21 protein-coding genes are annotated in these 24,526 nt (G+C 66.2%); 10 read left to right on the forward strand and 11 right to left on the reverse strand.

Annotated features, from left to right (window positions below):
- Positions 1 to 6: 6 nt before the first annotated feature.
- The gene (locus HYG95_RS01375; protein ID WP_181696182.1) at positions 7 to 678 is read right to left on the reverse strand and encodes a TetR/AcrR family transcriptional regulator; all 672 of its coding nucleotides are present in this window, start codon (positions 676 to 678) and stop codon (positions 7 to 9) included.
- A gap of 248 nt (positions 679 to 926) precedes the next feature.
- Here HYG95_RS01375 and HYG95_RS01380 point away from each other — a divergent pair, with 248 nt between their 5' ends.
- Complete coding sequence (locus tag HYG95_RS01380) at positions 927 to 1,388, forward strand: SRPBCC family protein (RefSeq protein WP_181696183.1); 462 nt, start codon at positions 927 to 929, stop codon at positions 1,386 to 1,388.
- 12 nt (positions 1,389 to 1,400) lie between these two features.
- Entirely contained in the window at positions 1,401 to 2,876 is a 1,476-nt protein-coding gene (locus tag HYG95_RS01385) for an SDR family oxidoreductase (protein WP_181696184.1), read from the forward strand.
- A gap of 60 nt (positions 2,877 to 2,936) precedes the next feature.
- Here HYG95_RS01385 and HYG95_RS01390 read toward each other — a convergent pair whose 3' ends face one another.
- Genes HYG95_RS01390 through HYG95_RS01400 form a run of 3 tightly spaced genes read right to left on the reverse strand, consistent with a single transcriptional unit; the run spans position 2,937 to position 6,402 of the window.
- Positions 2,937 to 3,899 carry a phytoene/squalene synthase family protein gene (locus HYG95_RS01390; RefSeq protein ID WP_181696185.1) on the reverse strand — a complete coding sequence of 321 codons (963 nt, stop codon included), beginning with the start codon at positions 3,897 to 3,899 and terminating at the stop codon, positions 2,937 to 2,939.
- Positions 3,896 to 5,422, reverse strand: a complete 1,527-nt coding sequence (gene crtI, locus HYG95_RS01395) for a phytoene desaturase family protein (RefSeq protein WP_181696186.1) — start codon at positions 5,420 to 5,422, stop codon at positions 3,896 to 3,898. The genes HYG95_RS01390 and crtI overlap by 4 nt, the downstream gene beginning before the upstream one ends.
- A gap of 41 nt (positions 5,423 to 5,463) precedes the next feature.
- Complete coding sequence (locus tag HYG95_RS01400) at positions 5,464 to 6,402, reverse strand: polyprenyl synthetase family protein (RefSeq protein ID WP_181696187.1); 939 nt, start codon at positions 6,400 to 6,402, stop codon at positions 5,464 to 5,466.
- Positions 6,403 to 6,721: 319 nt separating this feature from the next.
- Here HYG95_RS01400 and HYG95_RS01405 point away from each other — a divergent pair, with 319 nt between their 5' ends.
- Positions 6,722 to 7,390 carry a hypothetical protein gene (locus tag HYG95_RS01405; protein ID WP_181696188.1) on the forward strand — a complete coding sequence of 223 codons (669 nt, stop codon included), beginning with the start codon at positions 6,722 to 6,724 and terminating at the stop codon, positions 7,388 to 7,390.
- Between the two features lie 23 nt (positions 7,391 to 7,413).
- Here HYG95_RS01405 and HYG95_RS01410 read toward each other — a convergent pair whose 3' ends face one another.
- Together HYG95_RS01410 and HYG95_RS01415 are read right to left on the reverse strand one after the other, a co-directional pair.
- Positions 7,414 to 9,474 carry an AMP-binding protein gene (locus HYG95_RS01410; RefSeq protein WP_181696189.1) on the reverse strand — a complete coding sequence of 687 codons (2,061 nt, stop codon included), beginning with the start codon at positions 9,472 to 9,474 and terminating at the stop codon, positions 7,414 to 7,416.
- Between the two features lie 232 nt (positions 9,475 to 9,706).
- The gene (locus tag HYG95_RS01415; protein ID WP_181696190.1) at positions 9,707 to 10,372 is read right to left on the reverse strand and encodes a TetR family transcriptional regulator; all 666 of its coding nucleotides are present in this window, start codon (positions 10,370 to 10,372) and stop codon (positions 9,707 to 9,709) included.
- A gap of 143 nt (positions 10,373 to 10,515) precedes the next feature.
- Between HYG95_RS01415 and HYG95_RS01420 the strand changes: the two genes are divergently transcribed.
- Complete coding sequence (locus HYG95_RS01420; RefSeq protein ID WP_181696502.1) at positions 10,516 to 10,932, forward strand: hypothetical protein; 417 nt, start codon at positions 10,516 to 10,518, stop codon at positions 10,930 to 10,932.
- Positions 10,929 to 11,864 carry a saccharopine dehydrogenase gene (locus tag HYG95_RS01425; RefSeq protein WP_181696191.1) on the forward strand — a complete coding sequence of 312 codons (936 nt, stop codon included), beginning with the start codon at positions 10,929 to 10,931 and terminating at the stop codon, positions 11,862 to 11,864. Before HYG95_RS01420 ends, HYG95_RS01425 begins: the two co-directional genes overlap by 4 nt.
- Positions 11,865 to 11,945: 81 nt before the next feature.
- Here the strand turns inward: HYG95_RS01425 and HYG95_RS01430 are convergent, their stop codons facing one another.
- The 3 genes from HYG95_RS01430 to HYG95_RS01440 form a co-directional block, all read right to left on the reverse strand.
- Complete coding sequence (locus tag HYG95_RS01430) at positions 11,946 to 13,208, reverse strand: CdaR family transcriptional regulator (RefSeq protein ID WP_181696192.1); 1,263 nt, start codon at positions 13,206 to 13,208, stop codon at positions 11,946 to 11,948.
- A gap of 93 nt (positions 13,209 to 13,301) precedes the next feature.
- Positions 13,302 to 13,469, reverse strand: a complete 168-nt coding sequence (locus tag HYG95_RS01435; protein WP_166655812.1) for a hypothetical protein — start codon at positions 13,467 to 13,469, stop codon at positions 13,302 to 13,304.
- 207 nt (positions 13,470 to 13,676) lie between these two features.
- A complete protein-coding gene (locus HYG95_RS01440) occupies positions 13,677 to 14,897 on the reverse strand; it encodes a helix-turn-helix domain-containing protein (protein ID WP_181696193.1) in 1,221 nt (406 codons plus the stop codon).
- A gap of 160 nt (positions 14,898 to 15,057) precedes the next feature.
- Between HYG95_RS01440 and HYG95_RS01445 the strand changes: the two genes are divergently transcribed.
- The 3 genes from HYG95_RS01445 (at position 15,058) to HYG95_RS01455 (ending at position 19,846) form a co-directional block, all read left to right on the forward strand.
- Positions 15,058 to 16,494 carry a class I adenylate-forming enzyme family protein gene (locus tag HYG95_RS01445; protein WP_181696194.1) on the forward strand — a complete coding sequence of 479 codons (1,437 nt, stop codon included), beginning with the start codon at positions 15,058 to 15,060 and terminating at the stop codon, positions 16,492 to 16,494.
- A gap of 90 nt (positions 16,495 to 16,584) precedes the next feature.
- Positions 16,585 to 18,399, forward strand: a complete 1,815-nt coding sequence (locus HYG95_RS01450; protein WP_181696195.1) for a DUF3556 domain-containing protein — start codon at positions 16,585 to 16,587, stop codon at positions 18,397 to 18,399.
- A 31-nt stretch (positions 18,400 to 18,430) separates the two neighbouring features.
- Entirely contained in the window at positions 18,431 to 19,846 is a 1,416-nt protein-coding gene (locus HYG95_RS01455) for an NAD(P)/FAD-dependent oxidoreductase (RefSeq protein ID WP_181696196.1), read from the forward strand.
- Between the two features lie 52 nt (positions 19,847 to 19,898).
- Here HYG95_RS01455 and HYG95_RS01460 read toward each other — a convergent pair whose 3' ends face one another.
- Positions 19,899 to 21,086 carry a CdaR family transcriptional regulator gene (locus HYG95_RS01460; protein ID WP_255494923.1) on the reverse strand — a complete coding sequence of 396 codons (1,188 nt, stop codon included), beginning with the start codon at positions 21,084 to 21,086 and terminating at the stop codon, positions 19,899 to 19,901.
- Between the two features lie 283 nt (positions 21,087 to 21,369).
- On the opposite strand from HYG95_RS01460, the gene HYG95_RS01465 reads away from it, so the two are divergent.
- Entirely contained in the window at positions 21,370 to 22,518 is a 1,149-nt protein-coding gene (locus tag HYG95_RS01465) for a CdaR family transcriptional regulator (RefSeq protein ID WP_181696198.1), read from the forward strand.
- Positions 22,519 to 22,593: 75 nt separating this feature from the next.
- On the opposite strand, the gene HYG95_RS01470 is transcribed toward HYG95_RS01465, so the two are convergent.
- The gene (locus HYG95_RS01470) at positions 22,594 to 23,445 is read right to left on the reverse strand and encodes a helix-turn-helix transcriptional regulator (RefSeq protein ID WP_181696199.1); all 852 of its coding nucleotides are present in this window, start codon (positions 23,443 to 23,445) and stop codon (positions 22,594 to 22,596) included.
- A 141-nt stretch (positions 23,446 to 23,586) separates the two neighbouring features.
- Between HYG95_RS01470 and HYG95_RS01475 the strand changes: the two genes are divergently transcribed.
- Positions 23,587 to 24,525, forward strand: a complete 939-nt coding sequence (locus tag HYG95_RS01475; RefSeq protein ID WP_181696200.1) for an SDR family oxidoreductase — start codon at positions 23,587 to 23,589, stop codon at positions 24,523 to 24,525.
- Position 24,526: the final 1 nt, after the last annotated feature.

The following is a 24,526-nucleotide window of genomic DNA, read 5'->3' on the forward strand; positions in this document are numbered from 1 at the left end:
CAGTGATCACTCCGTCGTCTTCGACATGGTGGACAGGGAGCCCAGAAAGGCCAATGCTTGGGGATCCGACAGCGTGGCGTCGATCGCCCGCTGGGTCAGCTCGATATCGGGGTCGGTGCGCAGGGCGGCCAGGATCGTGCCGAACATATTGCCGACGACCAGGTCTTTGACCTGCTCGCGGCTGATCTCGCGGGTGCGCGACCAGTGCAGGACCAGACCTTCGATGAAGGACACGAAGCCGTTTATCGCCGCCCGCAACACCGGTGACGAGTCCGTACCGGTCACCTCGATGAGCAGAGCTTCGGTCAATTGGGTGCGGTGCCGGTCGCGGATCTGACGCACTTCGGCGTCGGCGACATCGGCGAACAGCGCTTCGAACGCGCGCGGCTGCTGCTCGGCTTCATCGAGCAGCCGGTCGATGCCCCGGTTCAGCCGATCCAGCGCCGGGCCGCGCATGGCCAGCAGATCTCCCCAGAACTCTTCGGCGGCCTGCTCCAATACCGCGAGGTAGAAGCCTCGTTTCCCGCCGAAGTGGTAGCTGATCGAGCCCGCTGCCACCCCCAGGGAGCGCGCCAGGTCGACGATGGAGACCTCTTCGTAGCGGTCGCTGCTGAACGCCGCCTTGCCTGCCGCGAGCAGCGCCGCACGCGAGGCCTCACCGCGCCGATTGCCGACCATCACACCTCCCGAGTTGTTGAATCAGATTCAGTAACTTGAGCGTAAGCGGCTTCGGCGACGTCGGTCAAGGATTTTCTGAACAGGATTCAAATATCTGGGCGTGGAGGGCGCTGCCGCCGCACAACAAGGCTCCTCGCGAGTGGGCGTAGTCGTCGGCATTGAAGCGAATATGCATCAATCGGTGTGGATTCGAAGCAAGTGGGCACTCGACCGCTAGCTGGACGAATTCAACCCCGAGGAGGCCGAGAATGAGCACTGTCATCGAAGCCGTCGACGTGCACGTGCCGGTGGCGACCGCCTACAACCAGTGGACCCAGTTCGAATCGTTCCCCCAGTTCATGCACGGTGTCGACCGCATCGAACAACTCGACGACACCCACACCCGATGGACCGTCGACATCGCCGGAGCTACCCGGACATTCGATGCCACCATCACCGAGCAGCACCCGGAGGAACGCATCGCCTGGAAATCCGACGATGGACCGCAGCATGCCGGAGTGGTCACCTTTCATCGGCTCGACGACTCGACGACCCGGGTCACCGTGCAGATGGACATCGATCCGGAGGGTTTCGTCGAGAACATCGCGGACAAGACCGGGGTGCTCGATCGCCGTATCAAGGGGGACGTGCGCCGCTTCAAAGACTTCATCGAAAGCCGTGGGTCGGAAACCGGAGCGTGGCGCGGCGATGTCGATCGCCCCAAGCCCTAGTCGCGAATCAGCATGCGGTGTGTGATCTTCGGGGTGACCGGCTACATCGGTGGCCGGTTGGTCCCCGAATTGCTTCAGGCCGGTCATGATGTCCGGGTGGTCGCCCGGACACCGGCGAAACTGGCCGAAGTGCCGTGGCTCGATCGGGTCGAGGTGGTCGAGGGCGATGTCACCGACAGCGACCAGGTGCGCGCGGCGGTGGCCGGTCGGGAGGTCGTCTACTACCTGGTGCACTCGTTGACCCGCCGCGACTTCGCCGATATCGACCGTGAAGCCGCGCGGATCGTCGGGGCGGCCGCGTCATCGGCCGGGGTCGGACGCATCGTCTATCTCGGCGGGATCGTCCCGCCACACACCGAACTGTCCCGCCACCTGGCCTCCCGTGCCGAGGTCGGCGAGATCCTGCGTGCATCCGGTGTTCCCACCGCGGAGTTGCGTGCGGCGGTGATCATCGGATCCGGGTCGGCAAGTTTCGAGATGCTGCGGTATCTGTCCGAGCGCCTGCCCGCGATGGTCACCCCGCGGTGGGTTCACAACAGGATTCAGCCGATTGCTGTTCGAGACGTTCTGTATTACCTGGTGCACGCCGCGGAGTTGCCGGCCGAGGTCAACCGCGCCTTCGATATCGGCGGACCCGACGTGATGACCTACTTGACCATGATGCGCGAATACGCCGTCGTGGCCGGGCTGAATCGTCGAGTCGTGCTGCCGGTTCCGGTGCTCACGCCGTGGCTGTCCGCGCAGTGGGTCAATCTGGTGACCCCGGTGCCCCGTGCGCTCGCAGTGCCGCTCATCGAGTCGCTCGTTCACGAGGTCGTCTGTGGCGAGCACGACATCGCCGCATACATCTCGGATCCGCCGGAGGGCCTCACCCGGTACGGATGTGCCGTGGAGCTGGCGCTGACCCGCATCCGCAACGCCGAGGTGCCCACCCGTTGGTCCGATGCCAGCACCTACGGCGCACCCTCCGACCCCTTACCCACCGATCCGGACTGGTCCGGCGGCTCCCTCTATGAGGACATTCGCGAACATCACACCTCCGCAGATCCGGACACGGTGTGGGCGGTGATCGAATCCATCGGCGGTGAGAACGGCTGGTATTCGTTCCCGCTGGCCTGGTCGCTGCGCGGCTGGATCGACCGGGTGGCCGGGGGTGTCGGACTTCGCCGCGGCCGCAAACACCCTCGGCGCCTGCACTCCGGCGAGGCGTTGGACTGGTGGCGCGTGGAATATATCGACCGGCCACACCTGCTGCGCCTTCGCGCCGAGATGCGGGTCCCGGGCCTGGCATGGCTCGAGCTCGGTGTCGAAGCCACCCCGAACGGTGGTTCCCGATACCGCCAACGCGCGATCTTTCAACCGCACGGTCTTGCCGGGCACCTGTATTGGAAGGCGATCAGCCCCTTCCACAGCGCCGTTTTCGGGGGCATGGTCCGCAACATCACGAGTACTGCAGAACGCACCCCCGACAGCACGCCGAAAGGTTGAAGATTCGGACCCTCGGATCGGGGCCCGAGGTATCCGCATCTTGGGTTCGACCCGAACAGATCAGCCTTCGGTCGGGGTCAGTGCCCGTGCACGGCTACCACGCCGCGCCCACAACGCACGAGCCAGCGCCGAACCGGCGACGCGAGTCCGGCGCGCATTGCCCACGGTCGCTCGCGCGGTGAACACCGCGAACTCGCTCTGTTCGATCCGGTCGAGAATCTCCGAATACAAGATGGCCGCGGTGGCGACGCACGGTCGAGATACCGGGTGCAGCAACGCGATTCCGGCATCGGCGTACCGGTACCAGTCCCGGGCGACGGCGTGTTGAGCGGCCAGCGCCGACCGCACCTTGGGGTCGGTGCGCCGATTGGTCCGGCACCACTGCAAGCGGGCGCGGTCCACACCGAAAGCAGCCAGCTCGTCGGCAGGCAGATACACCCGGCCACGGTCGAGGTCTTCGGCAACGTCGCGAAGGAAGTTGGTGAGCTGGAAGGCTTTTCCCAGCGCCGCCGCGTAGGGCGCGGCCTCGGATCGGGGGCCGATGGTGCCGAGCACCGGCAGTACCTGCAGGCCGATCACCGCTGCCGAACCGTGGATATAGCGATCCAGCGCGGCCCGATCCGGGTAGTCGGTCACCGTCAGATCCATCCGCATCGAGTCGAGGAAATCGTCGAACAGCGCGTGCTCGATCTCGTATCGGGCGGCGGTATCGGCAAGCGCGGCAAGGATCGGGTCGTCGTCGTGGGTACCGCGAAGACTGTCGCGCATGGTCTTCGCCACCGCGTCCAGGCGTGCCGCCGCAGAACCGGTGGCGTCGCCGGTCGGGGGTTCGTCGACGATGTCGTCCGCCCATCGGGCGAAACCGTAGAGCGCGTGGATCGCGGGGCGCTGGGCTGGCGCGAGCAGCCGGGTGGCGAGGAAGAATGTGCGTCCGTGCCGGGCGTTGAGCTCCCGGCATCTCAGATAGGACTCACGCAACTGGGCATCACGGATACCGGCGGCGTCGAGTTCCGTGCGAGTCATCGTCGTTCGCTCCTGGCCGCGGTGGAGGACGAAGACCGCGAGGTGGTCACAGCGCCGGTTACACGGTCGGCGGCGAGACGACCCGACAACAGTGCCGTCGGCACGCCGACACCAGGAACGGTGCCACAGCCGGCCAGCACCGCATTGGTCACTCCGCGTGGCATGTTCGCGGGACGGAACGGACCGGTTTGGGCGAAAGTGTGCGCGAGCGAGAACGGAGTACCGGCCAGCATGCCCTGCCGTTGCCAATCGGCGGGGGTGTCCACATGCACGATCGTGGAGTTCTCGACGAAGCCCGGAACCAACCGGTCCTCGACGATCGCCGCGAGTTCCTCGCTGTAAGCGGTGGCGCGGCGATCCCAGTCCAGATCCTTGCCGCGATACAGGTTGGGCACTGGAGCGAGAACGGTGAACAGGTCCTGCCCGTGCGGGGCGAGGGCAGGGTCGGTCGCGGTGGGCCGGGTGACCAGCAGCGACGGGTCCGTCATCAACTCTCCCCCATCGATCAGTTCGTCGAAGGTCTGTTTCCAGGCGGCACCGAAGACGAGATTGTGATGTGCGGTCGGCACGCCGGCGGGAAAGCCGACATGCATGACGACCGCGGACGGTGCCGGTTGCCAGCTGATCGGACGCCGCGGAGAGCGATCGAGCAATTCGTAGGCGGTGGCTAGTTCAGTCGCCAAAACGACTGCGTCGCAAGGGATTCTGCGTCCATTTTCGGTGAACACAGCGGTGATGCGTGAACCGTTCCGTTCCAGGTCGTGGACGGTCTCGTCGTAGCAGAACCGCACACCGGCATCCACGGCTGCGGCGGCCAGGGCGTCCGGTAGCGCACGCATTCCGCCGCGCGGAAAGTACACACCGCCCACGGTGTCCATGTAGGAGATCACCGCGTACAGCGCCAGGGCTCGCTGTGGCGAAACACCCGCATAGAGGGACTGGAAGGTGAAAATTCGCCGCAGCCGTTCATCGGTCAGGAAAGATCCGACCGCCCGGTCGAGGCGACGAAAACCGCCCAACGCGATCAACCGCGCGAGCGCCGGTGTGAGCAGAGAGAACGGAGAATCGACGTTCGTGGCGACAAACCGATCGAATTCGACGCGATACAGTTCGCTCAACCACGCCCGCAATCGGCGGTAACCCGCGACTTCCGCGGGCCCGGCGAATGCCGCGACCGATTCCTCCATCGCCGTGGCGTCGCTGTGAATATCCAGCCCGCTGCCGTCGGCGAAGTGCGCGCGGTAGGCCGGGATGACCGGCAGCAAGTCCAGCCGGGAGTCGAGACTCTCCCCCACCGCGGCGAGGGTGTCGGCGACGATGTCGGGCATGGTGAGTACCGACGGCCCGGTGTCGAGCATAAGACCGTCGATATCGCGCCGCCCGGCTCGACCGCCTGCGACCGAGTCGCGCTCCACCACCGTGACACCGCGGCCGCGTCCCGCCAAGTGCAGCGCGGCGGCCAGACCAGCCAGACCGGCCCCGACGACGACAACCTCATCGGTTCTTCCCGGTATCGTTCGCATCTCTACCTTCCCGTCGGACTTCTCGATGGCACGCTGGCCGGTCAGGACGTACGGTCGGTGCACAACAGCGCCATTCGGTGCAGCGCGTCGGCCACCGACGGTTCGAGGTCGGCGCGGTCGAGGAGCCGACGCGCGTGTTCGACTCGGTCGTGGATCATCCGCTCGGCGCACTGCCGCGCGCCGCTGTCGACGATCACCGCCTGTGCGAAGGCGACGCCCTGCTCGTCGATCAGCTCTTCCCGCCAGAGATCTCGCAGCCGGGCGCGGTCCGGCGGCCCGGCGAGCTGATCGGCCAGTGCGATCAACGTGGTCGCCTTGCGTTCTCGGATATCGTCACCGGAAGGCTTTCCGGTGGTCGACGGGTCGCCGAAAACGCCGAGCAGGTCGTCGCGAAGCTGGAATGCTTCTCCGACCAGTACGCCGTAGGCACCGAGAACATCCATCACGGTGTCATCGCAGTCGGCCATCGCCGCACCGAGTTCCAGGGGTCGGCGCACGGTGTAATTGCCGGACTTACGGCGTGCGATGTCCATCACCGCGGTCAAGGACGGAAAGCGGTTCGCGTCGTTGGACAGGTCCGCGAGCTGACCTACTGCCAGTTCGCTGCGCATCGCGTCGTAGCGTGGCCATGCCCGGCCCAACGCTGCGGCGCCGACGCCACTTTCGCGCAACATGCGCTCGGCCCACACGAGGTACAGGTCGGCGAGGAGGATCGCCGCGGATTCACCGAATCGGGCCGCCGATCCCGACAACCCCTGCTCGGTATGCCACGCGGCCAGACGCAGATGGGTCGACTGTCGTCCCCGTCTGACACAGGACTCGTCCATCACGTCGTCTTGCACGAGCGCGAACGCGTGTAGCAGTTCCACACTTGCGGCGGCGCGCAGCGCTGGTTCGAACTCGCCGCCGCCACCACACAGCCAACCGAGATAGACGAACACCGACCGCACGCACTTGCCACCCGACGCGAAGTCGACCATCAGCCGACCTGGCAGTGAGAACCCCGCCGGGTCCAATTCCGCCGCGCAACGCGCCCGGACGAACTCATCGACGTGATCGCGGACCGACCTCTGTGTATGCGCGAGCCACTCCGCGAACTGCGTCGAGCCGTCGTCGGTGGAGAGTCCACAAGGTCCGGCCGCGGTCGCAGCTCGCTCTGCATTCACGCCACGATTGTGACACCGTTTTCCCAAAAATGCATCGTTTGTGCGTCGATTACTGTCGCGTCGGCTCTCCCTCGCCGGCACAAGTTGTTCCGCACCGCGGCCGGGTGTCGGAGGGATTCGGTTGGATGAGCGCGTGACTGTCTATGACGTAGCCCGCCGGCTTCCTGCCATCGCCGACCTGCGGGACCTGTGCCGCGCGCTTGCGATGCTCGACGCGATCCTGAGCCCGGACTGGGAAAGCCGGTACTACTCCTTCAACGGCGCTTGGGCCAAAGGTGAGGAGATGGCTTCGATGCGCAACGGGTCGGGAGACGAGTACTCCATTGTGTTCTCGGTGGCCGGGGTATTTGTCCGGGGCTTCAGCCACGAGTCGCCGATGAGCCCGTATGGCCATGACCGCCTGCCCTGGCCGGGAGTGATCGACGAAGTTCCCGATGTCTTCATGCCCTTGGCCGAGGAGCCAGCATTCACCGACGAGGACGGCGTGCTTGCTGTGACGGCCTGCTTGTGGCGGGAGGCTACGGATGATCAGTGGCACCACGGCACGATCGACTTCCCGCCGGACCATGCCGACCCTGACGGGGCGACATATCTGTTCCAACTACTGGTCGACCGCTCACCTGAAGCGTTCCAGCGCTTCGCCGAGGACTATTACGAGGTCCCCGTGGACCTGGAAGCGGTGCGTGACGTGTATGCCTTGCGGCCGCTGGACCAGGAACTCGTGTCGTCGTTGAACCCAGAGGCCACCCTGGCGGACCTGGCCCAAGACATCTCCGAAATCGGATATCCGCATGCCTCGTGATCGAGTGAACGGAATTCGATCGTTCAGTCGGGAAAACCCGCAGGATCGACGAGCAGGCGCTTGAGCACTTTGCCGGTTTCCCCGCGCGGCAGCGAGTTGAGAAAAGTGACATCGCGCGGGACCGAGAAGCGGCTGAGCCGGTTGCGGACGTAGGTGCGCACCATGCCCGAATCCAGGCTGGAGCCTTCATGTTTGACGAGGAATGCGGCCAATCGCTGACCGAATTCACGGTCGGGTACCCCCACCACCGCGACATCGCTGACCTGCGGCAGATACGACAAAGCCTCTTCGACCGGACGTGGGAAGACGTTCTCGCCACCGGAGATGATCATTTCGTCGTCGCGTCCCGCCACGAACAGCCTGCCCTCCGCGTCGAGGTAGCCCAGGTCACCGGTGTTCAGCATGCCGTCGGCCTCCTCGGGCGGAGTGTCGTTGACGTAGCCGTCGAACAGCATGTGGTTGCCGACGAAAATCCGTCCGGTCACCCCGATCGGCACCGGCTGGTTGCCGGCGCCGAGGATCGCGATCCGGGTCCCCAGCGGCGGGCGGCCCGCCGTGGTGGGAGCGGCACGAAGGTCCTCGGGCGCGGCCACGCTGGCCCAGGAGACCTCGGTGGAACCGTAGAGGTTGTAGAGCACATCACCGTAGTCCTCGAGGAAGCGATCGACGGTCGCCGCGACGAGTGGAGCACCACAACTGACGACGTGACGCAGACTGCTCAGGTCGTGGCGAGCGCGCACCGCGGCGGGCAGGTCGACCATGCGCTGGATCATGGTCGGCACCGCGATGAGGGTGTTCACCCGGTGTTCGGCGACCTGACGAAGGCATTCCTCGGCATCGAATCCTTGCGCGAGCACCACGGTGGCCCGTACGGCGGTGCTCAATTGCAGTGCCGAGAGACCCCAGGTGTGGAACAGCGGCGCCGGGATCATCATCGTGCTGCCCACGTGGATCGGGATTCGCGACAGGAGCGCGACCAGGGTGTCGAATCCCTTCGGATGCGGACGCCTGGCGCCCTTCGGCGTGCCGCTGGTTCCCGACGTGAGCACGATCTGCCGACCGGGCACCGTGGGGACCGGAAAAGTCGTGTGGCCCATGGCGATCAGATCCTCGATGGTGATCCGCCCCGGGTCCGCGGGCAGGTCGTCGGTGACGAAGCGCGGCACGCCGTTGTGCAGATACTGCACGAGGTGGTTGAGGTCGGTGTCGACGAACAACGCCGAGAGCCGGTGCCGCTGCACGATCTCCTCGATCCGCCTGCCCGACAGGCCGGCGTTCAGCAGTGCGACGTCCACGCCCAGCTTGCCCGCCGCGACCATCGTCTCGACCATGCCGCAGTGGTTGGCGGCGAGCAACCCGATCGCGTCGCCCGCACGCAATCCGACCTCGTACATCGCACCGGCCAGCGCGGTGGTGCGCTTGTCGGTTTCGGCGAATGTAGCCGTACTGACGGTGTCGATCAGGGCGAGCTGGTCGGGACTGTGCGCGGCGCCCGCCGCGTAACCGCCCGCCAGGTTGAAACCCCACCGGTACAACGACCGCAGTTGCCGCGCCGAGGTCACCGGCGGCGCGACCAGCCCGGAATTCACCACCCAGCGCACGAGCTCGGACTTGCGACGGATCGGCGCCCGCTCGCCGTTTCCCACCACCGATGTCTGCGCCCCACGCACCACATCGACCGCACGCCGCAGCCCGGCCCTGATCCACCGGACGGTCTCGGCGTCGCGTGCCTCCGCCAGCGCCGGATGCAACCGCGGCGCGGCGAAGGCGGTGACGCTCACGCTGGTTCGCTGCTGGTCACCGGCGAGCCGGATCAGCGCGAAACTGCCCGTCTCCGGGTTGTGCAGTTCGAAGCTCTCGTACCAGCGACCGATCCGCAAGGCCAGATCGACGGTGCGCACGCCGACATCCGCGTCGCCGATGCGGACCTGCCACCTCGTGTCTCCCTCGGTACCGGTCAACCGCTGGCATCCCCCGATGCCGGACCACAGCCGCGGATAGCTCTGTGGTTCCAGCAGCACCTCCCACAACGCCTGCCTCGCAACGGCGAAGTCCACGGTCACATCCACGACATCACTCGACATCTCTGCGCCTCTCTCGGCCCGGCCACGCTGCCGGGAAGTGCCCACGCATCCCGGCCACTGTGCCGCGACGGCGCCTTTCGTCAGGCACTGCACCAGAAGTCATAGTCGCGCACCGGGTCGTGGCCGAACGAGGATTCTCCGGATGCTTGACGGTCTACCGAAGAACAGGCGCACCAACTGTGAACACTGCCAATCGTCGGCCGACCCGAAGTCGGGTAGGGGCCCGCGTGTTTCAGTCCACCCGCTGAGCAGGGTCGGCGGCCGCCGCCGGGGGCGGGTCGGCCAACAGTCCGCCGTGCAGGAGCTGGGCGACAGCATCGTCCCAGCGGCGCAATTGTGCTGATGAGGTGAGCGGCTCGGGCAGGTGCCGGTCGATCTGTTTCCGCAACACAGCCGTACCGATGACCAAGATCAATGGATGCAGCGCTGCCCAGGTGCGGTCGACATCGGGTCGTAGCAGCCCCTGTTCATCGAATTGGTGCCACTGCGTGGTGCTGATGGAGACCAGTCCATCGAAGATGGTCGTGCCGATGGTGTCGCCCTCGACGAACGCGTGCGCGATGTAGTCGACGACCTCGGGATGGTCGGTCATGATCGAGGTGACCCGATGCCCCAGCTCGCCGAGCGAATCCTCCGGTGGTGGCGGTAGGGGCCGAGACGCAACCGCTGTCGCGACGACTCGCAGGACGTACTCGTCGACAGCGACAACGAGTCCGGCCTTGGTACCGAAGTGATGTTGCACCAGCCCGATCGACACCCCCGCCTTCTCCGCCACCGCACGAAGCGAGGTTGCCGAAACCCCGTCGGCGGCGAAGCACTTCAACGCGGCAGCGCGGATCCGGTCCGCGGCCGAGGGGCCAGGGCCTGCCGGTAGGGGAAATGGCGACGTGGGCTGCACGAATCAACCATAGACAATACGAGCATACTGTGTCACGATACGTTCATATTGCAAAACAGTATGGACATATTGCACCGGTATCGAGGTAGGTAATGGCCATCCAAGACAATCGACGTCGGACACGAAACCTGCGACTGGCCGCTGTGACGTTCGCGATAGGGTTCGGCGTCCACGGCTTGGATCATCTGCGCCGCGGCATGGACGCTTCGCCGATGTCGATCATGATCGGCGGCAACGTGCAGGCAGCGCTTGTCGCCGTCGCCGTTCTGATGACGATGACTCACCGGTACCGGGCGCCGGAAGCGGCGATCGGCATCGGTTTCGGCAGCGCGGCCGTGTTCACCTACGCCCACCTGCTACCGACATTCTGGGCCGACTATCAAGACAGCTATATCTCGTTGCCGCACACCAACGTCACCTGGTTCTCCTGGCTGAGCGCGATCACCGAGATCGGCACCGGTCTCGTCTACGGGTTCGTCGGCGTCGGCGTACTACGAGCCAGGAAATCAACCGACCCATCCACGCGTCTCGACGCCTCCTCGCCCGGAACAAACCGATGAGGGTCCTGGTGCTCGGCGGCTACGGCGCCGTAGGCGGCCATCTCGTCACCGAGCTCCGCCGCCGAGGAGACGCGGTGGTCGTCGCCGGCCGCGATCCGGCCCGCTCGGACACGGTCATCGATCTCCAAGACCCTCGGCTGTCGGCCTATCGTGCGGCGCTGCCCGGCACCGATGTGACAGTCAACGCCTCGGGAGCCGAAAATCCACGGTTGGCTGCCCTCGCCGGTGACCACGGGTCCGCGTTCATAGAAATCTCGGCCACCTCCGAATATCTCGACGACCTCGCACGGACAAACGTGGGGTCCCCGGTCGTCGTCGAGGTCGGCCTCGCCCCTGGGCTCACCAACCTGCTCGCAGCAGCAGTCCACCGAACTTCGCCGGGCCCGATCGACCTCGCCGTATTCCTCGGCGCCGGCGAACATCACGGCGCCGCCGCCGTCGAATGGTCATATCGACTGCTGGGCAAGCACTTCCGCGACGGCGACGGCTACATCCGCAACTACACACAGCCCGAGACCTTCCTGCTACCCGGGCACCGGAGACCACGGCGGCTCTACCGACTCGATTTCGCCGACCAGCACACCCTCCAGCGCGACTTCGACGTTGCTGTCCGCACGTTCTTCGGTCCCGATTCCCGACTTGCCACCACCGCACTCGCCGCACTCACCTGGCTCCCCGGCGCCTCGAAAGCGCCACGCGGACTCCACTTCCCAGGGACCGACCGATGGATCGTGCTGGCCCGCGGCCACGACGGGACCACGCGCTGGGCACGCGGAACAAACCAATCCCGCGCGACCGCGATCGTGGCCGCCGCAGCCGCGACTCACGCGCCGCACCTCCCCCACGGAATCCACTCCCTCCATCGCGTTCTCACACTGGCCGACCTGCCCCTGGGTGACATCGAACTCGACATCCCGGAGCCGGGCCGCTGACCGAGTTCCGCGACAGCGGCGAAGTGTCGGATGAATTCGCGGGCCGACGGTCTCGACGCAGTGTCCCGTGTCGCGACGGTGTCAGCTCGCGCGCGAGCCGGGATCTTCGGGGACTTCGGTGGTTTTCGTGCTGCGGTGCGCCCGGATCAGCAGGGCCGCGCGCAGATAGCACAGCCCGGTGATGTCGTTGAGGTCGAATCCGGTCATCTGGGTGATCCGCTTCAGCCGGTAATCGACGGTATTGGTGTGGATGAACATCTTTCGCGCGGTGCGCGCACGTTGCATATTCGTCGCCAAATACACCTCGAGCGTCTGCATCAATTCAGGATGCGGCTCGAGGGAATCGACAACCGAACTCAGATAGTCGCGGGCGGGCCCCGGTCGGGTGAGCTGATATTCGAAAGCCAATTCGTGCGGGCGGTACACTTTGCTCGGCCCACCGAGGCGGTGCACTATTTCGACGAGTTCGTGAACCTCTTCGGCGGCGCGCGGGATCTCTGTCGGCGCCGCCGTCGTCACGACAGCGCGCAGCGGTACCTGGGCGGCCGCGGACAGGTGTGCCACCAGCTCGTCGAGGTCTGATCCGGCGAACTCGGAGGCAGGCAGCAGCAACGTGCCACCGTCCACGCTGAGCAGCGAGAGCGCCTTGCCGTCGCATCGGTCGGCCAGTTCTGCCTGGACTCGCCGCAGCTTGCGTCGGGCGACTACTTTCGCGTTCAGCCCCGGTTCCGATTCCTTTGCATGGGGCGGAAGTTCGAGCGCCATGACGTGATACTCGGTGTCGATCTCGATGCCGCATTCCCGCGCCATCGTCGCGGTGTTCTGGCCGCCGAGCAGCGCCGAGGTAAGGGTGTGCACGGCGGTATGGTGCTCGCTGACGACAGCACGCAGTTCCCGCACATACGCCGCCGACACCGCGGCGGTGATCATGTCCTGGGCGTCCATCAGCCGCCGTACCACGCCGACCATGGTGTCGTAGTCATGGTTGGTGACATTGGTGATGATGAGGTCGAAGCCGAGTTTGAAGCCTTCGTACACGGCGTGGTGGATGGTGTCGATCGGAATGCCCTCGCGCGCCCAGTCGGCGGCGGCAGCCTGTACGCGCTCCACCCGGCCGGGCAGATCACGGCCGTCGAGCATGCTTCGGGTGAGTTCCAGGCAGATCCTGGTGACGGTGGTGATATCGCCGTCGAGCGCTTCACCGGGCAGTGTGCCGCAGGGGACGACGTTTTCGATGAAATGGACAACCATCTGCCGCGAGATCGCGCGAACATCGCTCAGGGGCGTCGACACCGGGCGGCCCGCGGCGGTCAAGAACGGTTCGATGGAGGTCGTAACAGCCATAGTGAATCCTTCCCACCCGAGTTCGTAGTTACCGGGCGCGGGCAGGTGCGGGCGCCCCGACGCTCGCCCACACCCGCCGCACGGTCCGGCGGATCAGAGGCAGAAGCTCACTTCCAGCGGCCCCAGCGGCAGCGGCAGGCAGACCTCGACCGAACCCGAAACAGGTGCAGGCGCGGCGGCGGTGGCGGTGCCGGCGCTCAGCGCGGCGGCCGACATGACGAGCGCGGCAACGGCGAGCGGGCGGCTGATTTTGGCGTTCATATGTACTTCCTCGATTGTGCTCGTGAACATCCCAACCTCGGGACATCTCGATCAGATCACGACGATGCTCGAATCTCATTATTCCGGGCGAGGTTTTGACGTTCCCATTTCGCTCGCCGCACAATCCTCGGAGGAATCCACAACAAATGGTGACGGCCGTTTCCACCCCTCATCGGGTATGTACGCGGTCGTCGGCACCACGACGGTTCAGGACCTCGGCAGCCCCAACTGCACACAGGCCCGCAACGCCACCTCGATGTCGAGCCGGTGCTCGGTGAGCGGATGCCCGAGCACCTCCTCGGCTTTGCGCACCCGATAGTGCACGGTGTTCTTGTGAACGTGCAGACGAGCGGCGGCATCGGTGTAACTGCCTCGCGCGTCGAGGAATACGCGCACCGTCTCCCGGAGCCTGGCCGCCGTCTCGTCGGTACCCATCAGTCCGCCGAGCACGCGCGCCGCCCAGGCCTGAACCCGCGTCACGTCATCGGCGAGCAGCCCGGTCAGCGCCACGTCCGCGTAGGCGAGCACACCGCGGGATCGGGCGGCCACCGCCACCGAGCGAGCCCGCTGTGCGTCGTGGAAACTCTGCCGGAATCCCGCGAGCCCGGTCGCGGGATCCCCCACGGCCATCGAGAGAATCGGTGTCGCGCGCAGCTCCCGGACCAGCCGCGCGGTGTCGAGGACGGGCCTGCCGGTCGAAGCCAGCCACACCCAGCGGGTGTGCTCGTCGATTTCGACGGTCATGGGTGAACGGGCCGACACCGCAGCCAGCACCTGGATGCCGGCTCGCAACACAGGCCCCGGGTCGGCGGTTCCCGGCGGTGTCCACAGCAGCACGAACTGGTGCCAGCCGCGCAGTGACGCCGACAGCATCTGCTCCGCGGAGGCCAGATCCAGCTCCTCGGCGTCGAGCACCGCGCGGACCTGGGCGGCACGAGCGGCATCGGTGCGCGCGTCCCAGCGGCGTCGCTCCGTGCCGTAGATATCGATCAGGCCCTCGATCACCTGATCGATGTAGCTGTTGACGAGCTCGGCGACGCGTGCGGCGGCCGCCAGCGCCATGGCGGTCGGCGGCGCCAGCTCGGTCAGCAGCGTGATCGTCCACTGCACGAACATGTGCTCGCCGAGCCGGTAGGCCCGCAGCAGCGCCTCCAGCGACAGATCGTGCTGGGCGAAGCGGCGGGCGTACTCGGCGGCGGCGGGCGGCACGGTGATGTCGTCGAGCCCGATACCGAGGGTGAGGATGTCGATGATGGCGGTGAGGTTCGACTCGGTGCTCGCCACCATGAGTCGGCGGATCTCGTCATCGTGGCGGAACTCCAGGATGGTGTCGGCGAACATCGTGGTCATCGCGGGAGTGAGCCGGTCCAGATCCGCCTTGATCCGGCCCGCCACCTCGCGGACAAGGGCGTCGTAGTCGGGGGCCATGGGCGCCGACACTACCCCGCGCCTACCCGCCGACCAGGCTGTTTGTACCCGTGGCACAACGGGGGCTCGCAACGCTGGTCTCCCGGCCCGTAGCCGCCGCCAAGGCCGGTCCCTACCGTGGGTGATGTAACCCAGATCACAATCAGCCTCGTGAGGAATCATGCGACAGATCGTCGAATTGCCCACCACCCGAGCGGTTTCCGCGCCGGACGCGCCGTGCCTGGCCGACGACACCACCGCGCTGACGAACGCGCAGTTCCGGGACCGGGTGCACGGCGCCGCCTCGGTGCTGCGCCAGGCGGGTGTGCGTGCGGGTGACGTGGTCGCGGTGGTGCTGCCCAACCGCGTCGACCTCGTGGTCGTGCTGTTCGCCGCCTGGCAACTCGGTGCGGCGGTGACACCGGTGAACCCGGGACTGACCGACGACGACATCAGCTTTCAGATCGCCGATTCGCGAGCCCTGGTGGTCGTCGGTGACCCCAGCCGAGCGGGGACAACCCTCGACGTGGCCGAACTGGCGCATTCCGCCGGCCCGGTCGCGGCAGTGGCCCCTCGCGACGGTCTGGCCCTGATCATCTACACCAGCGGTACCACCGGCCGCCCCAAGGGCGTGCTACTCGGCCACGACAACCTCGCCGCCATGTGCGCGATGGTCATCGGCGCGCTCGGCCTGGACCACACCGACCACAGTCTGCTGATCCTGCCTCTGTTCCACGTCAACGGGATCGTGGTCAGCGTGCTGTCGCCGCTGCTGGCCGGTGGCCGCACCACGATTGCCGGGAAGTTCTCCGCGACCGGCTTCTTCGACCTGGTCGAGCGGGTCCGCCCGACCTACTTCTCCGGCGTGCCCGCCATCTACGCCATGCTGGTGGCCCAGCCCGCCGAGCTGTGTCCCGACACCTCCTCGCTGCGGCTGGCGATCTGCGGTGCGGCACCCATGCCCGCAGAGCTCATCGCCCGATTCGAGGACCGTTTCGGTGTCCCGGTCGTGGAAGGCTACGGGTTGTCCGAGGGCACGTGCGCCTCGACACTGAATCCGGCGTCGGGACAACGCAAGCCGGGCACGGTCGGCCTGCCACTGCCCGGTCAGACCGTGCAGGTCGTCGACCTCGACGGCGTCGCGCAGCCCGCCGGGGAACGCGGCGAAGTGGTGATCAGCGGACCGAATGTCATGCGCGGCTACCTCGGCAAGCCCGAGGAGACGGCGAAGACGGTGGTCGACGGCCGACTGCACACCGGCGATATCGGCTATTTCGACCCCGACGGCTACCTGGTCCTGGTGGACCGGATCAAGGACATGATCATCCGTGGCGGGGAGAACCTCTACCCGAAGGAGATCGAGAACGCGCTCTACACCCATCCGTCCGTGCACGAGGCGGCGGTGGTCGGAGCGCCCGATCCGGTGCTCGGGGAGGTGCCGGTCGCGCACGTGGTCACCACCGGCGCCGTGACCGCCGCCGAACTCACCGAGCACTGCCGCGCGCGGCTGGCCGCGTTCAAGGTGCCCGCGGCGATCGTGCTCACCACCGAACTGCCGCGCAATCCCGTCGGCAAGATCGACAAGAACCGGCTCCGCGCGCTCGCGACGACCGCCTGAACACCCTCCACCGGAAGGTAATTCGGAATCAGAGGCAATTCCGGTCGCGGTCGCGCGCGCCCGGAACACGACAAGAAAGGCATGAGAACAATGGGGTTCAAAACAGGTGATTTCCCCCCGGTGGATACGGAGACATTTCTCGATCTGCCACTGCGCGACCGTGTGCGCACCCTGGCCCTGCACTGGGTCGAATACGGCTTCGGCTCACCGAAGATGATCCACACCGTCTATGTGCTGAAACTGCTGGTGCTCTACATCTTCGGCGGCGTCCTGGTGTCCACGCTGACCTCGGGAACCGGCCCGTTCTGGGACATCGGCGCCTGGTGGGATCAGCCGATCGTCTACCAGAAGCTGGTGGTGTGGACCGTCCTGCTCGAGGCGATCGGCGTGGCCGGATCCTGGGGTCCGCTGGCGGGCAAATTCAAGCCGATGACCGGTGGCGTGCTGTTCTTCGCCCGGCCGGGAACCATCCGGCTACGACCGTGGCGGCGGGTGCCGTTCACCGCGGGCAACACCCGCACCCCCTTGGATGTCGTGCTGTACCTCGGGTTCCTCGCGACCCTCGGGCTCGCGCTGCTGGCGCCCGGACGCCCGTCGCAGTCGCTGCTGGAACGCCTGCCCGACAACACTTCCGGGCTGATCAGCCCCGCGCTGCTCATCGCCGCGATCGCGCTGTACATCCTGTGCGGGCTGCGGGACAAGACGATCTTCCTGGCCGCGCGTGGTGAGCAATATCTGCCCGCGCTGGTGTTCTTCGCCCTGCTGCCGTTCACCGACATGATCATCGCCGCCAAGCTGCTGATCGTGATCGTATGGGTCGGCGCCGGGGTGTCGAAGTTCGGCAAGCACTTCACCAATGTCGTGCCGCCGATGGTGTCCAACAGCCCCTCCGTGCCGTTCCGATCGGTCAAGCGAGCCCACTACCGCGACTTCCCGCACGACATCCGCCCGTCCAGGCTCGCCGCGTTCATGGCGCACGTCGGCGGCACCACCGTCGAGGTGGTCACCCCGATCGTGCTGCTGTTCTCCACCAACCACTGGCTTACCCTGGCCGGCGTGGCGATGATGGTCGTGTTCCACCTGTTCATCACCTCAACCTTTCCGCTGGCGGTGCCACTGGAATGGAACATCCTGTTCGCCTACCTGACGGTGTTCCTGTTCCTCGGCTACCCGAACGGTGAGGGGTACGCGGTGTTCGACATGTCCTCGCCGTGGCTGACCCTGGCGATCGTCGTGGCGCTGGCGTTCTTCCCGATCGTCGGGAACCTGCGCCCGGACCTGGTGTCGTTCCTGCCGTCGATGCGTCAGTACGCGGGCAACTGGGCCTCGGCGCTGTGGGCCTTCGCCCCCGGAGCGGAGCAGAAGCTGAACACCATCGAGCACCGGCCCACGCTCAACCAGCTCGAGCAGCTCCAGGCCATGGGTTACGAGCCGACCGTCGCCGAGATCACCATGCAGCAGACCATCGGCTGGCGGTCCATGCACAGTCAGGGCCGCGGCCTGTTCTCCCTGCTGTACAAGCACATTCCCGATATCGACCGCTGGACCGTGCGCGAAGCCGAGTTCGCCTGCAACTCGCTGATCGGCTTCAACTTCGGCGACGGGCACCTGCACAACCTCGACCTGATCGAGGCGGTCCAGCAGCGGGTCGGGTTCGTGCCCGGAGAATGGATCGTGGTCTGGGTCGAATCGCAGCCCATCCACAAACCCACCCAGGAGTACATGGTGATCGACGCCGCTGTCGGCGTGATCGAGCGCGGCACCTGGCGGGTCGCCGACGCGGTCGAGGCACTGCCCTGGCTGCCCGGTGGTCCCATCCCCCACCAGGTGACCTGGCGGCGCGAAGACGTCGACGCCCCGATCGTGTCCCGCCGCGCGGACACCACGGTCCAGCCCACCGAATAGCCCGGAAACCGCAGACAGACAGGACGAGTTCATGAAGACGGCGACAGTGGTCGGCAGCGGCCCCAACGGGCTGGCAGCGGCGATCACCCTGGCCCGGGCGGGCCTGGAAGTGACAGTGCTGGAAGCGGCCGACACCATCGGCGGCGGCACCCGCTCCCACGAGGCGATCGTGCCCGGCCTGCTGCACGACCACTGCTCGGCCATCCATCCGATGGCCGTCGGCTCGTCCTTCCTGCGCGGCATCGACGTAGAGCGGTACGGATTGCGTTGGGCGCATGCGGAATTGGATTGCGTGCACCCCCTCGACGACGGCAGCGCGGGGGTGCTGCACCGCTCGGTCTGCGACACCGCCGCCGGACTCGGCGCCGACGAGCGGCTGTGGCGCAGGCTGTTCGAGGGCCCGGTGGCCGGCTACGACCTCACCAGCGCGGACATCATGCGGCCGCTGCTGCACCTGCCCCGGCATCCGATCCGGCTGGCGCGCTTCGGGATTCCCGCGACGCTGCCCGCCACCTTCCTGGCGCGGGCCTTCCGCACCGAGCAGGGTCGGGCGCTGTTCGGCGGCGTCGCCGCACACGCCTTCCATCCGCTGCACCGGCCGCTCAGCGCCAGTATCGGTCTCGGCATCCTCACCGCCGGCCACCGATACGGGTGGGCGGTGGCGGTCGGCGGCTCTCAGCGCATCACCGACACTATGGCCGCGGTCCTCGGTGACCACGGCGGCAAGATCGAAACCGGTATCCAGGTGCGCTCGACGTCGGACCTGCCGCCCTCGGATATCACGATCTGGGATCTCGCGCCGACCGCGGTCGCCGAGATCCTGGGCGACCGGCTACCCGCCCGTATCGCCCGCGCTTACCGCCGATTCCGTTACGGGCCGGGCGCTTTCAAAGTGGACTTCGCTGTCGAGGGCGGTGTCCCGTGGACCGCCCCCGCCGCGCGACGGGCGGGCACCGTGCACCTGGGTGGCGACTTCGCCGAGATCGCCGCGGCCGAACGCGACATCCACGCGGGCCGGCTGCCACAGCGCCCCTTCGTCCTGGTCGGTCAGCAGTATCTGGCCGACCCCGGCCGCTCGGTCGGTGACATCCACCCCGTGTGGACCTACGCCCACGTGCCCAACGGCTACACCGGTGACGCCACCGAGGCGATCATCGCTCAACTCGAGCGCTTCGCCCCCGACTTCCGCGAGCGGGTGATCGGCATGTCGGTCCACAGCACGGCCGAATTCGCCGCGGGCAACCCGAATTTCGTCGGCGGCAACATCATGACCGGCGCCAAGGACATCCCGCAGCTGGTCTTCGGCCCGCGAAAGACCCTCCAGCCCTACGATATCGGCGTCCCGGGCCACTATCTGTGCTCGGCAGCGACGCCACCGGGCCCGGGCGCGCACGGCATGTGTGGCGCGAACGCCGCCGAGCGGGCACTGCGGAAGACGCATTCCTGAGGCCTCGTCGACCAGCGGGTTACGTCGACCCGAACCACCGGATAGGCGTAACTCAATCCACCGCGCGTCGGGACGAGTCGAGTCGGTGCACGGTGAGGGCGGCCGCGAGCATGCGGGATTCCCGGGGGACGGTGGGGTCGAGGCCGGTGAGTTCGGCGATGCGGTGCAGTCGATAGGTGAAGGTGTTGGGGTGGACGTGGAGGCGACGGGATGCTGTTTTGCGGTCGGCGCCGTAGTGCAGATGGGCTTCCAGCGCGTCGAGCAGATGGGGGCTGGCCAACAACGGAATCACGCGTTGGGCCAGTCTCGCTCGGGCGGGGCCCGGACGCGTGAGCTGGTACTCCAGCAGCAGATCGTCGAGCCGGTAGCAGCCACCCGGTCTGCCGCGCAGGCGCGCCAATTCGGTCAGTTCGATCGCGTCTTCGGCGGCGGCCGGAATATCCGCACGACCGACGCCGGGAAGTTCGGCCAGATACACGGTCACGCCGAATTGCTCCGAGAGTCGCGCGGCGAGTCGGTCGAACTGCTGGGCTTCGACGGTGCCGGTCTCGGAGCTGTCGCTCACCAAGGCGATTCCGGTCTTCCCGTCGAAAGTGGCGGGCGTGGTGGTGCCGGTGAGGTCGTCGAGTGCGTGTTGCAGCACCCGGATCCGGCGCCGGGCCACCAGATTCGCGGCGCTGCCAGTCAGCAGCGGTTCGTTCAGGTGTATCGCCAAGACGGTGTAGTGATCGGCGAGAATCGTGTCCGCGCGGGCCGCGAGTTCCTCGGCGGGCAGGCCCCGCACCAGTGCCGAGCACAATTCGCGACGCGCCTCCCGCTCGGCGTGATAGATCGAGCGCTCGACCTCGGTGTATGCCTCCACGACCGTCAGATTGATATCGCGCAGCAGATCGAGAAGTCTGCCGAATGCCATCAGGAATTGGTCCATCTCGTCCGGTTCGACCAAGGCCGATGCCTCGGCCAGCAACGACTTCGCCGATGCGTGGATCGCGGCGATGAGCATTCGCAGCGGCAGCCGGTCCTCGGCGTGCCGTTCGGCGACGGGTCCGACGAAGACCGCCACCTCGGCCTGACTGAAGTCACGACCGGCGGCGATGGCCTCCAAGACCGCGCGACCGCAGGTCAGGATCGTCGGCAGCACCTCCGCGGTGAAGTGGTCGGCGGGTAGGTCGACGGGTGTGGTCGCACCGAGACCTTCCGCGAGCATGCGTTCGGAGATCTGCGGCCATCGAGCGAGCATGCGGGCAGTCAGAGCGGGTCGCACGGTAACAGGCTTTTCGACGAGCATGCCCCGATTGTGTTCCGAAGACAGGCCTGCAGTGGTAGGTCCGGTCGAATACGGCCAAACCCTGGCGTCCGCACCAATTTCGTCACCGTCATCTCAGCGCACGGTGCAACGAACGTCTCCGACTACAACGTGTTGCTACTCGTAATCGTCGCTCAGTGGAGTGACGATGCGGTCCTGTGCACGCCAAACTGTCGTGACCCTACTTTCGGAGATGCGGCCGACACCAACGATGATCATGTTCGACACCAGTGCCTTACCGACCGCGCCGTCCGCGCAGATCTCGCGGGCGACGCAGCGGATCGTCGACGGAGTTCTGCACGCGATTCGCCCGCACAATGCGCCCAGCAATGTCCTGCACGACGAAATACATGCCGTTGTCAGAGAATGTCTGGAATTGGTGAGCGGCGCGCGCGAACACGATGTACGCGCGGCGCTCCGCCCCGCTGCCGCACGATGGGCGACCACCGGTGTTCCCATCGAAACCGTCCACCGGCTCGTGCAAACAGGGTTCCGTGTTCACCTGAACGACCACACCTCGAATCCGAGGTACCAAAAGAACCTCGGCAATGTCGCCAAGATCATGGAGGCGATGCAAACGGTCAACACGACGATCTACCGGGTCTATCTCGAGGTCGATCGGTTCGTCGCCGATCACCATGGTCGGCAGGCAGTCGCCCGTGCCCTGCTCAGCGGGCGAAACGCGTCCGCGGTCGCCCGTGAACACGGAACACCGCTCACCGAGCGGTACCTCGTCTTGTCGGTGGCCGCCCACTCGCCCGGGCACGGGACTGTTTCACCCGGAAACTTCGTCGAGATGCTCGAAGACTGTCTGCCACAACCCGTTTCCGCGTTGCACAGCACGCTCGGTGGCACCGTGTTGATTCACGGCACGCCGGATACCGAGACAATTCGGCACATGCTCGTGCGGACATCGCTGATCGTGATCGCGATCGAGGCAGCGGGTGACGATATTCCGGCGGCCACCGAAGTCGGCCACGAATTGCTCGACGTCGCGCGCAGACTCCGCAAACGACCAGGCCTGTACCACTTCGACGATCTCGCAGTCGAATATCAGCTGACGCGTCCCGGCCCCGGCCGCGACCGCCTCGAAACCGCGCTCGACGCGGTAGCGGTAGATCCCGAGCTGGTGACCACGCTGCGGGTCCATCTGAACAACGGACTACATCGCCGGCTCACCGCACGTGAGATGCACATCCACGAAAACACCGTCGACTACCGGCTCCGCCGGATCTACCGACTCGCCGGACTCGACCCCCGCAACCCGGAGCTCATCACGAGACTGAGAGCAGCGCTGACCGTGCGCGAGTACATGCTGGCCGTACGCTCCCACCGCGCGGACGAGGCCGACGGACCAGCCTCCTGATCGGCACCGAGGGGTGCCCCGGCATGGTGGTTTCCCCGCCACCGAAGGTCTGGTTCGGGAGGATTTGTTGCGGGTTCAACGCGCCTCGAGAGGCGTGGTCGTACCTATGACGGACAGCAGCTGCAGTTTCTCGTAGCTTTCGCTCCCTGGTACCGCTGTGTAGACGAGCAATAGATTCGATTGGTCTGGGTCCAGAAGGATTTGACAGTTCAGTTCCAGTGGTCCGACGGTCGGGTGTAGGTATCGCTTGACCGCTCGTGGTTTGATGCCGACTTCGTGGTCTTTCCACAGGGTGCGGAACTGCTCGCTTTCGGTGGTGAGCAACTCCGCGAGGTGGGCAGCTTTGGACGTCGGCCCACGGAGTGCGAGCACGCCCCGAAGACCCGAAACATACATTCTCGACAAGAACTCGTGGTCCTCGGCAGGATGAAGGGCACGGGCCGCTGGATCGGTGAACCATCTGTATCCGATGCTGCGCGACGGTCCGGTGTATCGAGTCAGGTCGCCTACGAGCGCGACACCGAGCGGAGTCTGGCGCAACGTTTCACCGAGTTCGGTAACGATCTCGGCCGGAGTGTCGTCGGTCAGTCTGTCGAAAATCCGCATCATGCCCGGACTGATGAACTCGCTGTCGCCATCTCGGCTCGGCGGCTGGTGCCCGGCTAGGCGGAAGAGATGGTCGCGCTCGTCCCGCGACAAGTGCAGGCCCTGCGCGATAGATGCGATCATCTGCTCGGAAGGCTGCGGGCCGCTTGCTCTTTCGAGACGCGCGAAATAGTCCGGGGACATGTGACACAGCGCGGCGACCTCTTCGCGCCGCAACCCACGAGTTCGACGACGTTTGCCACGCGGGAGACCGACATCTTCGGGCTGCAATGCCTGCCGTCGGCCAAGGAGGAACTCCGCGAGTCCCGCTCGATCGATCATATGTACATCTTCCCCCTTCTCCGTCGGGACGCGGACTCTCAGCCACTGATCGTCGAGTCCTGGATAAGTTCCGTAGCGAGCGGAAGGCTCGTCCTGAGGTACCGAAACGGTGCAAACGCAGGTCGACATCAGGAGTAGCCCATGGTGCGCAAAAACTACGACATCGCGATCCCCGACCTTTCCGGTAAACGAGCGGTCGTGACGGGAGGAAGCGATGGCATCGGACTCGGTATCGCGACGATGCTCGCCGGCGCGGGCGCCGAAGTCGTCCTGCCCGTCCGTAATCGCCGCAAAGGCGAGGCGGCCATTGCGAAGATTCGCGAGCAGCACCCTGACGCGATACTTTTTCTGCGCGATCTGGACCTGTCTTCGCTGGCGTCGATCGCGGCGCTCGGCGAACAGTTGCGTGCCGACGGTTCACCGATCCATTTCCTGGTGAACAACGCGGGCGTCATGACCCCGCCCGAGCGGCAGGCCACCACCGATGGATTCGAGCTGCAGTTCGGCACCAACCACCTCGGTCATTTCGCATTCACCGGCCACCTCCTACCACTCCTACGCGCCGGTCACGCGCGGGTGACCACGCAATCGAGCGTGGCGGCCCGCAACGCCGAGATCAACTGGGCAGACCTGAACTGGGAACGGAAATACGACGGAATGCGGTCCTACCGGCAATCCAAGCTTGCGTGTGGGCTGCTCGGGCTCGAACTCGGTCGCCTCAGCCGCGCGAAAGGTTGGGGAATCACCAGCAATATCTCTCATCCCGGTGTCGCACCGACAAGCCTGCTCGCAGCACGCCCGGAAATCGGACGGACCGGCGACACCATGCAGGTACGGATCATCCGTTGGCTTTCGGCGCACGGAATCATCGCGGGAACCGTGGACAGCGCGAAACTTCCCGCGCTCATGGCCGCGGTCACTCCTGAATCCAAAGACGGTGGTTTCTACGGTCCACAATGGCCAGGCCGAGTCGGCGGCCCGCCCGGAGAGCAGAAGCTGTGGAAACCACTGCGCGACGCCGACAGCGCCTCGCGACTGTGGAAGATCTCGGAGGATCTCACCGGCGTTTCGTACGGGTGAG

This window comes from Nocardia sp. GTS18 (assembly GCF_013839555.1).
GTDB lineage: Bacteria > Actinomycetota > Actinomycetes > Mycobacteriales > Mycobacteriaceae > Nocardia > Nocardia rosealba.

What these genes read in the sequence shown, in the direction of transcription:
- HYG95_RS01430 (WP_181696192.1), bottom strand. Translation starts at nt 13,208, where the DNA reads ATGGCTGTTACGACCTCCATCGAACCGTTCTTGACCGCCGCGGGCCGC.
- crtI (WP_181696186.1), bottom strand. Translation starts at nt 5,422, where the DNA reads ATGCGAACGATACCGGGAAGAACCGATGAGGTTGTCGTCGTCGGGGCC.
- HYG95_RS01465 (WP_181696198.1), top strand. Translation starts at nt 21,370, where the DNA reads ATGTTCGACACCAGTGCCTTACCGACCGCGCCGTCCGCGCAGATCTCG.
- HYG95_RS01460 (WP_255494923.1), bottom strand. Translation starts at nt 21,086, where the DNA reads ATGCTCGCTCGATGGCCGCAGATCTCCGAACGCATGCTCGCGGAAGGT.
- HYG95_RS01425 (WP_181696191.1), top strand. Translation starts at nt 10,929, where the DNA reads ATGAGGGTCCTGGTGCTCGGCGGCTACGGCGCCGTAGGCGGCCATCTC.
- HYG95_RS01470 (WP_181696199.1), bottom strand. Translation starts at nt 23,445, where the DNA reads ATGATCGATCGAGCGGGACTCGCGGAGTTCCTCCTTGGCCGACGGCAG.
- HYG95_RS01410 (WP_181696189.1), bottom strand. Translation starts at nt 9,474, where the DNA reads ATGTCGAGTGATGTCGTGGATGTGACCGTGGACTTCGCCGTTGCGAGG.
- HYG95_RS01445 (WP_181696194.1), top strand. Translation starts at nt 15,058, where the DNA reads ATGCGACAGATCGTCGAATTGCCCACCACCCGAGCGGTTTCCGCGCCG.
- HYG95_RS01435 (WP_166655812.1), bottom strand. Translation starts at nt 13,469, where the DNA reads ATGAACGCCAAAATCAGCCGCCCGCTCGCCGTTGCCGCGCTCGTCATG.
- HYG95_RS01475 (WP_181696200.1), top strand. Translation starts at nt 23,587, where the DNA reads ATGGTGCGCAAAAACTACGACATCGCGATCCCCGACCTTTCCGGTAAA.
- HYG95_RS01390 (WP_181696185.1), bottom strand. Translation starts at nt 3,899, where the DNA reads ATGACTCGCACGGAACTCGACGCCGCCGGTATCCGTGATGCCCAGTTG.
- HYG95_RS01450 (WP_181696195.1), top strand. Translation starts at nt 16,585, where the DNA reads ATGGGGTTCAAAACAGGTGATTTCCCCCCGGTGGATACGGAGACATTT.
- HYG95_RS01455 (WP_181696196.1), top strand. Translation starts at nt 18,431, where the DNA reads ATGAAGACGGCGACAGTGGTCGGCAGCGGCCCCAACGGGCTGGCAGCG.
- HYG95_RS01440 (WP_181696193.1), bottom strand. Translation starts at nt 14,897, where the DNA reads ATGGCCCCCGACTACGACGCCCTTGTCCGCGAGGTGGCGGGCCGGATC.
- HYG95_RS01385 (WP_181696184.1), top strand. Translation starts at nt 1,401, where the DNA reads ATGCGGTGTGTGATCTTCGGGGTGACCGGCTACATCGGTGGCCGGTTG.
- HYG95_RS01375 (WP_181696182.1), bottom strand. Translation starts at nt 678, where the DNA reads ATGGTCGGCAATCGGCGCGGTGAGGCCTCGCGTGCGGCGCTGCTCGCG.
- HYG95_RS01400 (WP_181696187.1), bottom strand. Translation starts at nt 6,402, where the DNA reads ATGGTCGACTTCGCGTCGGGTGGCAAGTGCGTGCGGTCGGTGTTCGTC.
- HYG95_RS01380 (WP_181696183.1), top strand. Translation starts at nt 927, where the DNA reads ATGAGCACTGTCATCGAAGCCGTCGACGTGCACGTGCCGGTGGCGACC.